Source organism: Novosphingobium organovorum, from assembly GCF_022832435.1.
Classification (GTDB): Bacteria; Pseudomonadota; Alphaproteobacteria; order Sphingomonadales; family Sphingomonadaceae; genus Novosphingobium; species Novosphingobium organovorum.
In genome coordinates this window covers 1-8692 of sequence record NZ_JALHLF010000128.1, presented here as the reverse complement: position 1 = coordinate 8692, position 8692 = coordinate 1, and the positions used below count along the sequence as shown (strand labels likewise).

Below are 8692 nucleotides of genomic sequence, written 5' to 3'. Positions count from 1 at the left end.
CGTCCTGCTCGCCCTGGCGCCCTTTGCGGGCGGCGCAGCGGTGCGCGCGGCGCGCGGCTGACACCCGAGCCGGTGGCCGCCCGGCGCACAACGCTGTGGATAACATCGGGCCTGTGGATAACATCGGGATAGCCGGTGGGTGAGTTGTGGGCGAAAATCCACGCCACCCCCAGGCCCACCCCCTCCCGCTGGCGGGAGGGCCGCGAGACGTGCCGAACAACGCGAGGCTAGTCGCAGCGGGGTGGGGAACCTGGCGGCGGGGAGGATCCAGCGCGGCAGGCCGCAGCCGCGTTAGCCGAAACGCCGCCGCCGTCGGCGCTGGTCGCGCCAGAAGCGCCAGCTCGTGCACAGGAGCGCGAGCCCGGCGACGATCGCCAACGTCAGCGGCAGCCGATGCAGCGTCGGCTCGAGGCCATCGAACCCGATACGCACGCCGATCATGCCCGCCAGAACCGGCAGCCAGCGATAGGCGAACGCGCGAAGAAAGTGGTGGAGCCATGCGCAGACCATGGGGGCTGGGGCTGCCATGGATCGTGCCCCCTAGCAAGAATGCAAATGGTTGCAACAGCGCAATTAATTCGGAAAATTCGGACGGTGGAGAGCGCTGTTCCCACGGCGCAAAAAATGGCCGGAGCGAGCAAGGCAAGGAGCCGCTCCGGCCAAGGACACAGGATGGGAAGTCCGACGCCCCATGACGCGAGCCGAAGGCTCTGACGGCGGTTCCCGGGGGGACTTGACGGAAGCATCAAGCCGCGCAACAGTAGCTAATGATAATCATTCGCAGTTACAAGCCCTAAGATTCGTTTCGCGCAACTTTGTCGAATTGACCTTTCGAATCAGAATCTTGCAGCCGTGAATGCGCGTCGAAGCCACGAATGGAGACCTTCGCATGTACCAGTACGTCGACCGCCCGCTCAGTTCCCTGGACGAAGGCTGCCGCTTTCTCGTCTGGTCGATGCGCGCCTGGGTCACCTCGATCGCGCGGCGCCACTGCCCCGCGCAGATGCTCGCCCCGGCCTTCGCCAAGTGGCGCATGATCGGCGCGCTCCAGCCGTTTCACCGCACGATGCTGATCCTCAACCGCGAAGCGCTCGAAACGCTGCACTTCTGCCCGGTGGGCTGCGATCACGTGTCCGAGCACGAGGCGATCATCCTCGAACTGATCACCTCGCTGCGCGCGCGCGGGCCCATCGCGACGCGCGCGACGATCGAGCTGGTGGTGGCCGAGGACGCGGTGGGCGACCTGCTCGACACGCTTTCGCGCGTGGGGGCGGCGATGGCCATGGCGGGGATCTTTCCGGGCGAAGCGGTGGGCGCGCGGCCTTTGCGCGACTGACGCGCCAGCGAGGGGTGGCGCGTCACAACGCGCGCCCTTCAGCGCAGGAGGCCCCAGCCCAGCCCGGCGGCCAACACGAACACCTGCGCTGTCGCGATGGCCTTGAGCCGCGCCGAGAACGGCTGCTTGCGGGTCTTATGGCGCAGCCGCGCGCGGGCGCGAAAGGCGGCCGGGCTGCCGCCGAGCGCGGCGAGCAACAGCAGGCGCCGCTCGGGAATGCGCGCAGGCCCCTTTCGCGCCCGTCCTTTAGCGCCTTTTTTCGGCGCCCCCTCGGCCCGCCGCTTGTCGAGCCAGAACGCGGCGTACGTCACCGCGTTGACCAGCACCAGCCAGACAAGCGCTGCCCAGCCGGCCACCGGCCATACTCCCCCGTCCCCGCCGCTCATCCCCAGCCGCTCAGTCCAGCGGGGCCACGTCGACGGCGTAGAACATCGTCTGCTGCGAACTGCCGCGGAACGTCCCGTCGAGCGGGGCGACATCGGCGTAGTCCCGCCCCATGCCGATCAGGATATGGTCGGCATCGGCAAGCTTGTTGTTGGTCGGATCGAAGCCGACCCAGCCCAGTTCCTCGCCGCACCACAGGTTGACCCAGGCGTGCATCGCGTCCGCGCCGACCAGCCGCGCCTGCCCCGGCGGCGGGATCGTGCGCAGGTAGCCGCTGACGTAGGCCGCCGGGATCCCGCGCGCGCGCGCCGCGATGATCATCACGTGGGTGAAGTCCTGGCACACCCCGTGGCGGTTGCGGAACGCCTCGATCGGCGGGGTGTCGGTCGCGGTGGCGGTCGAATCGAAGGTGAATTCGGCGTGGATCGCCTCCATCAGCACGCGCCCCGCCTCCATCACCGGCATCGCCTCGTCGAGATGGCTCCCCGCCCACAGCGCGATCTCGTGCTCGGGCGCGGCGATGGGCGAAGCGAAGGCATAGGACGCCGGCCCCAGCGCCGAGAGATCGGGCAGCGCCATGGCCTTTTCGCGTAAGTCGTAGAGCCCCGGCCCCCTCGCCTCGGCAAGGTAGAACGGCGCATCCTCGCGCTCGACGGTGAAGCGGCTTTCGATGGTGAGCTGGCTGATCGCCTCGTGCAGCGCAAAGCGCGCCTCGTTGACGAAGTAGCTGCCGTCGCCTTCCGAAATCTGCGCCGGCTCGGGATCGACCCGCAGCGTGTAGTCCGACACGCTCTGCCCCGGCCAGGTCACCGGGCGCAGCCGCACGTTGAACTGCGCAAGGCGCACGGGCGAGGCATAGGACAGCGTGGTGCGGTGGCTGACGGCGTAGCGCATTACATCAATCTCGTGCGGCGCTCGGCGCCTTCGCGGTCGAACTGGAGGAAGTAGCGCTGCGAGACGAGGTCGGACAGCGTGAAAAGTTCGCGCTCGAAGGCTTCGAGCCGCGCCGCGTCCATCTCCTCGGCCACCGCCGCCTGGAGCTTGCCCAGGATCGCGCGCGCGGCGCGCAAGGGCGCCTCGGGCACGTTGTCGTCGCGAACGCTCGGCAATTGCGAGAGATGCTCGACGATCTGCGCCACCTGGAACACCAGCGCGCGCGGGTTGTCGGGATCGAGCAGGACGAGATCGCGCACCGGGTTGGGCATGGGCGCGGTGAGGTAGCGCGTGCGGTAGATGATCTGGCTGTCGCACAAGTCGAGCAGCACCCCGCTCGCCACCTCGGCGCTGGCGGGGCCGAGCGCGGTCAGTTCGCGGGCCATGCGGCAGATCGCCTGCGCGCGTTCGATCCGCTGGCCGATCAACAGGAAACGCCAGGCCGAGGAGCGCACCATGTTTTCCGCGACCAGCCCCGAAAGCGCGCTGAAATGCTCGCCCAGATTGCGCGAGGTGGCGAGCATCTCCTGCGGCCGCCCGGCGGAAATCACCGGCATCGGGCGGCTGACGATGCGCCAGAAATCGCGCGCAAAGCGTTCGCGAAGGCTCATCCCCGCCTCCATCCGGCGGCGCAGCAGCGTCGCCACCGACCCCACCAGCGATCCGTCCGAAAGCGCGCGGGCACAGACTGCGTTGGCATCGAGCGCCCCCGCGCCATTCCCGGCTGCCGCCCCGGTCCCGGCCGTCCCCCCGGCCGCGCCCCAGAAGGCAAGCAGGCGCACGAGCCCTGCGGCCACTTCGCCAACCCCGGTGGGGCCGCTTTCGCCCTCCATCGAATTGCCCAGCAGCGAACGCACGATGCGCAGCACGATTTCGCCGCGCTGGTTGTAGCGGCCGAACCAGAACAGGTTGTCGGCCGCCTGGCTGGCAAGAATGCCGCCCCCGCGCGAGATCGGCGGTTCGGCCGAGAGCGTGGTGCGCTGGTGCTGGTCGGTCGGCTTTTCGTCGACCACCCAGACATCGGCCGACAGGTCGCCCTCGCCCATCATCGTGGTCGGCCGCGAAGGCCCCGAGGAAAGCCGCGCAAAGCCGCCGGGCATCACCGTCCAGCCGCCATCGGCGGTGCGCGCGACGAAGGCCCGCAGCGTGAAGGGAAGCGCGGCGACCTTGCCCTCGATGATCGCGGGCGTGGTCGAAAGCTGGACGATTTCCTGCCCGCAATAGTCCATCGGGCGGCGCCGCAGCGCTTCGGTGAACAGCGCGCGCTCCTCACCCGAAAGCGCAACTCCCGCCACCGGCTGGCTCGCGGCGAGCCCTTCGACCGGCTGGCCGAAGGCGGGCAGCAGCGCCAGTTCGTCGATCCGCTGGCCGACCGTCGCGCCCTCGCTCGCCTGGCCGCACCACCAGGTCGCGATGCTCGGCAAAAGCGGCGCCTCGCCCATCAGGATGCGGCACAGGCGCGGCATGAAGGCGGCGAGCGCTGCGGACTCGAGCACTTCGGTCCCCGGCCAGTTGGCCATCCCCACTTCGCCCGAAGCCCAGGCCTCGTAGAGATTGGCAACCCCCAGCTGGCTGCGCGCGTCGAACGCCAGCGGGTCGAGCCGGTCGGTGTTGATCCAGCGCCAGATCCCGTCGACCCGCTTGGGCCCGGCGATCGTGCCGACGTAGAGCCGGTTGTCGAGCACCGAAAGATCGCGCCCCTCGACCAGCGGCAGGCCGAGATAGCGCGCCAGGTGCGCCTGTTCGGAATAGGTCTGGTTGAACCGCCCCGGCGTCAGCAGCGCGACGCGCGGCCGCTCGCGCCCGCAGGCCGCCGCCAGCCCCTCGCGCATGTCCTCGAAGAAACCCGCCGTGCGCCGCACGTTGCTGGCGCCCAGCAGATCGCCGGTGGTGCGCGACATCGCGAGCCGGTTTTCGAGCGTGTAGCCGATCCCGCTGGCCAGCCGCACGCGGTCCTGCAGCACCCGCCACTGCCCGCGCGGCCCCCGTGCGAGATCGGCCGAATAGACCTGCACGAAGCGCCCCTTTGGCGGGGTGTGGCCGATCATCCGGCGCACGAAATAGGGGCTGCCCGCGATGACCGCGGCGGGCAGGTGGCCTTCCTTGACCAGCCGCTGCGGGCCGTAGATGTCTGCGGCCAGCCGCTCGAGCATGTCGGCGCGCTGGATGAGCCCGCGTTCGAGCCCTTCCCATTCGCCCGCCCCGATCACCAGCGGCATCGCGTTGACCGGCCAGGCGCGCTCGTCCTCGTCGCCGGTGACGCGGAAGGTCAGGCCAAGGTCGGCGGCGTTGCGCGTGGTGGCGTCCTGCACGGCGGCGGGATCGCCCTCGCCCAGCCGCGCCAGTTCGCCCGCCACCGCGTCCCAGCGATGCGCCACCCAGCGCGGCGCATCGGTGTAGAGATCGCCGCCCGCAGCGCTCGCGGGGTAGTGTTCGAACCAGCTTGCCTTGCGCGCCGCGGCCCGCCCCGCCCGGCGCGCCGCAGGGGGCCTAGTGGACACGTGGCGGGCGCCTGAGATCAAGCGCGTGCGGGAATTCGCCGGGCAGTTCCTCGGGCGGGGTCGCCAGCGGGCCGGGCGAGTGGCCGTGCGGGGTGAAGCGCGCCTTGCGCCGCGCTTCGGCCTCGTAGCCGTTGACCGGCACGGTGTCGTAGTTGCGCCCGCCCGGATGCGCGACTTCGTAGACGCAGCCGCCCAGCGAACGGCCGTTCCACAAGTCGTAGATGTCGAAGGTCAGCGGGGTGTGCGGGGGCAGCAGCGGGTGAAGGCACTCGGCCGGCCACCACGCCTTGTAGCGCACGCCGCCCACACCCTCGCCCGCGCCCGCATCGGTCATCGTCAGCGGCACGCGCCGCCCGTTGCAGGTGATGACGTGGCGCCCCTTGACGAGGCCGCTGGCGCGAACCTGGAGCCGCTCGGTCGAACTGTCGACATAGCGCACCGTGCCGCCGATCGCGCCGGTTTCGCCCAGCACGTTCCACGGTTCGAGCGCGTGGCTGATTTCAAGCGTGACGCCGCCCCCCTCGACTTCGCCGTGGATCGGAAAGCGGAACATGCGCTGCGCCTCGAACCAGGCGGGGTCGAAGTCGTATCCGGCGCGGCGCAGATCGCCGAGCACGTCGAGGAAATCCTCCCACACGAAATGGCCGAGCATGAATCGGTCGTGCAGCTGCGTGCCCCAGCGCACCAGAGAGCCCTCCTGCGGGGTGGTCCAGAACCACGCGGTGAGCGCGCGCAGGAGCAGCTGCTGAGCCAGGCTCATCTTGCCGTCCGGCGGCATCTCGAAACCGCGAAACTCGACAAGGCCGAGCCGCCCGGTCGGCCCGTCGGGCGAGAACATCTTGTCGATGCAGATCTCGGTGCGGTGGGTGTTGCCGGTGACGTCCACCAGCAGGTTGCGGAACAATCGGTCGACCACCCAGGGCGCAGGCTGCATCCCCCCGGTGAACGGATCGGGCACTTGCGCCAGCGCGATCTCGAGTTCGTAGAGCGCATCGTGGCGCGCCTCGTCGATGCGCGGGGCCTGGCTCGTCGGGCCGATGAACAGCCCTGAGAACAGGTAGCTGAGCGAAGGGTGGCGCTGCCAGTAGAGCACGAAGCTCTTGAGCAGGTCGGGACGGCGGATGAACGGGCTGTCGAGCAGGGTCGGTCCGCCCAGCACGATGTGGTTGCCCCCGCCCGTGCCGATCGAGCGTCCGTCGACCATGAACTTGTCGGCGGTCAGCCCCACCTCGCGCGCGCAGTCGTAGAGCGTCTCGGTGATCTCGACGCTCTCGCGCCAGGACGCGGCGGGGTGGATGTTGACCTCGATCACGCCCGGATCGGGGGTGACCTTGAGCACGGTGAGGCGCGGGTCGGGCGGCGGGGGATAGCCCTCGATCCGCACCGGCAGGCCGGTGTCCTCGGCCACCTGCTCGATCGCGGCGACGAGTTCGAGATAGTCCTCCAGCCACTCGGTCGGCGGGATGAACACGGCGAGATAATCGCCGCGCGGCTCGACCGTCATGGCGGTGCGCACGGCGCCGTCGATGATGTCCTGCTCGACGATCGTCTCGCCGAAGTGGACCGGCTCGGGCACCGTCTCGAAGCGTTGTCCGGCGATGCCTTCACGCATCTGCTTGCCGCGCTCGGTCACCTGGCGGCGGATGTCGGCAAGCGGCGCACGCTCCTCGGCGGTGTCGCGCGGGTGGATGTAGGGGTAATTCGCCGGCGCCACGTAAGGCAGCGAGCCGAGCGGCAGACGGTAGCCGAGCGAACTGTCGCCGGGCACCGCGGTCAGCACGCCCTTGCGCACCCGCCACAACTCGCTCTGCCAGTGGCGGCGGATCGGCGCGACCTTGGTCTGCCAGCGCTGGATCGGCAGCACGAAGCCGACCGGGCGGTCCATCCCGCGCCGATAGGTACGCCGGAAGCGGCGCGCCAGTTCCTCGTCCTCGATCGCCGGGTCCATCGGCGTGGTGTTCACCGGAAGCTCGTCCTCGCGCAGCATCCACACGCCCGAATCCTCATAGACCGGCTGGACGAACTCGGGCTCGACGCCCAGGTTCGCCGCCGCCAGCTTGAGCACGCGCGCCGCCTCCTCGACCGAGACCGAGGGCACCGGATCGGGATCGCCGCCCTTTTCAAGCGGCTTTTCGCCCGCCAGCAGCGCATCGTCGCGCCAGATCGGCTCGCCGTCCTTGCGCCAGTAGATCGAATAGCCCCAGCGCGGCAGCGTTTCCCCCGGATACCACTTGCCCTGCCCGTGGTGGAGCAGCGAGCCGGGCGCGAATTTGGCGCGCAGGAGCCGGATCAGCTGGTCGGCATAGGCCGCCTTGGTCGGGCCGACCGCCTCGCCGTTCCATTCGCCCGCCTCGAAATCGGTCGCGGCGATGAAGGTGGGTTCCCCGCCCATGGTGAGGTTGACCCCGCCCGCCGCAAGATCGGCATCGACCTTGTCGCCCAGCGCCAGCAGGTTGTCCCAGCGCTCCTCGGTGAAGGGCTTGGTGATGCGCACCGCCTCGGCGATGCGGCTGACGTCCATGCGGAAGTCGAAATCGACCTCGGCCGGTTCGGCCATGCCCTCGATCGGGGTGGCCGAGCGGTAGTGCGGCGCGGCGCAGAGCGGAATGTGGCCTTCCCCGGCGAACATCCCCGAGGTCGCATCGAGCGCGATCCACCCCGCGCCCGGCACGAAGGCCTCGGCCCAGGCGTGCAGGTCGGTGACGTCCTGCAGCACGCCCTGCGGCCCTTCCTTGGGCAGCACGTCGGCGACCAGCTGGATCGAGTAGCCCGAGACGAACCGCGCGGCAAAGCCCAGCCGCCGCAGGAGGTGAACCAGCAGCCAGGCCGAATCGCGGCACGAGCCGATCCCCGCCTCGAGCGTTTCCTCGGGCGTCATCACGCCGGGTTCCATGCGGATCACGTAGCCGATGCGTTCCTGCAGGCGGCGGTTGATGTCGACCAGGAAATCGACCGTGCGCCCCTCGTGCCCGGCGTGCTGGGCGACCAGCGCCTCGAACAGGGGGCCTTGTTCCTCGACCTCGAAATAGGCGGCGAGATCGGCCTTCATCGCATCGGAATAGGCGAAGGGGTATTCCTCGGCCTCGGGCTCGACGAAGAAGTCGAACGGGTTGATGACCGCCAGTTCGGCGAGAAGATCGACCTCGATCGAAAAATGATCGACCGGCTCGGGAAAGACCACGCGCGCCAGCCAGTTGCCGTGCGGGTCCTGCTGCCAGTTGATGAAATGTTCCGGTGGGGAGATCTTGAGCGAGTAATTCGGCACTTGCGTGCGCGAATGCGGAGCCGGACGAAGCCGGATCACCTGGGGGCCGAGCCGGATCCGCTTGGAGTAGCGGTAGCGAGTGAGGTGGTGCAGTGCCGCTTTGATCATCGCGCATGACTGTGCGCGAAACAGTGCTGCACTGCAACGCTGTTTACTTGGCTTTCGACTCGAGCCTGATGCAAAAGTCGCCCAACGGCGACTTTTGGGGACGGCACCAGCCCGCGCCCCCACCCGACCTCCCACAAAAGTGTACATTAGTTGGGAGGTCGGGTG

The 8692-nt window shown here is 69.2% G+C and carries 6 protein-coding genes; 1 reads left to right on the top strand and 5 read right to left on the bottom strand.

The genetic code is table 11. The features are described 5' to 3' along the window. Positions 1-291 precede the first annotated feature (291 nt). Entirely contained in the window at positions 292-528 is a 237-nt protein-coding gene (locus tag MTR62_RS18540; protein WP_244023731.1) for a hypothetical protein, read from the bottom strand. A gap of 361 nt (positions 529-889) precedes the next feature. On the opposite strand from MTR62_RS18540, the gene MTR62_RS18535 reads away from it, so the two are divergent. Next, positions 890-1336, top strand: coding sequence for a hypothetical protein (locus MTR62_RS18535; RefSeq protein WP_244023729.1), 447 nt, complete (start codon positions 890-892; stop codon positions 1334-1336). 38 nt (positions 1337-1374) lie between these two features. Here the strand turns inward: MTR62_RS18535 and MTR62_RS18530 are convergent, their stop codons facing one another. Genes MTR62_RS18530 through MTR62_RS18515 form a run of 4 tightly spaced genes read right to left on the bottom strand, consistent with a single transcriptional unit; the run spans position 1375 to position 8527 of the window. Then, positions 1375-1692, bottom strand: a complete 318-nt coding sequence (locus MTR62_RS18530; protein WP_327194431.1) for a DUF1294 domain-containing protein — start codon at positions 1690-1692, stop codon at positions 1375-1377. Between the two features lie 40 nt (positions 1693-1732). Continuing rightward, positions 1733-2614 carry a transglutaminase family protein gene (locus tag MTR62_RS18525; RefSeq protein WP_244023726.1) on the bottom strand — a complete coding sequence of 294 codons (882 nt, stop codon included), beginning with the start codon at positions 2612-2614 and terminating at the stop codon, positions 1733-1735. Beyond that, positions 2614-5154, bottom strand: a complete 2541-nt coding sequence (locus MTR62_RS18520; protein WP_244023723.1) for a circularly permuted type 2 ATP-grasp protein — start codon at positions 5152-5154, stop codon at positions 2614-2616. The genes MTR62_RS18525 and MTR62_RS18520 overlap by 1 nt, the downstream gene beginning before the upstream one ends. Continuing rightward, positions 5144-8527: a transglutaminase family protein gene (locus tag MTR62_RS18515; protein WP_244023721.1), complete on the bottom strand. Its 3384-nt coding sequence runs from the start codon at positions 8525-8527 to the stop codon at positions 5144-5146. The genes MTR62_RS18520 and MTR62_RS18515 overlap by 11 nt, the downstream gene beginning before the upstream one ends. Positions 8528-8692 lie beyond the last annotated feature (165 nt).

Coding starts and splice junctions, on each gene's coding strand:
- MTR62_RS18540 (WP_244023731.1), bottom strand. CDS start 528: ATGGCAGCCCCAGCCCCCATGGTCTGCGCATGGCTCCACCACTTTCTT.
- MTR62_RS18515 (WP_244023721.1), bottom strand. CDS start 8,527: ATGATCAAAGCGGCACTGCACCACCTCACTCGCTACCGCTACTCCAAG.
- MTR62_RS18535 (WP_244023729.1), top strand. CDS start 890: ATGTACCAGTACGTCGACCGCCCGCTCAGTTCCCTGGACGAAGGCTGC.
- MTR62_RS18525 (WP_244023726.1), bottom strand. CDS start 2,614: ATGCGCTACGCCGTCAGCCACCGCACCACGCTGTCCTATGCCTCGCCC.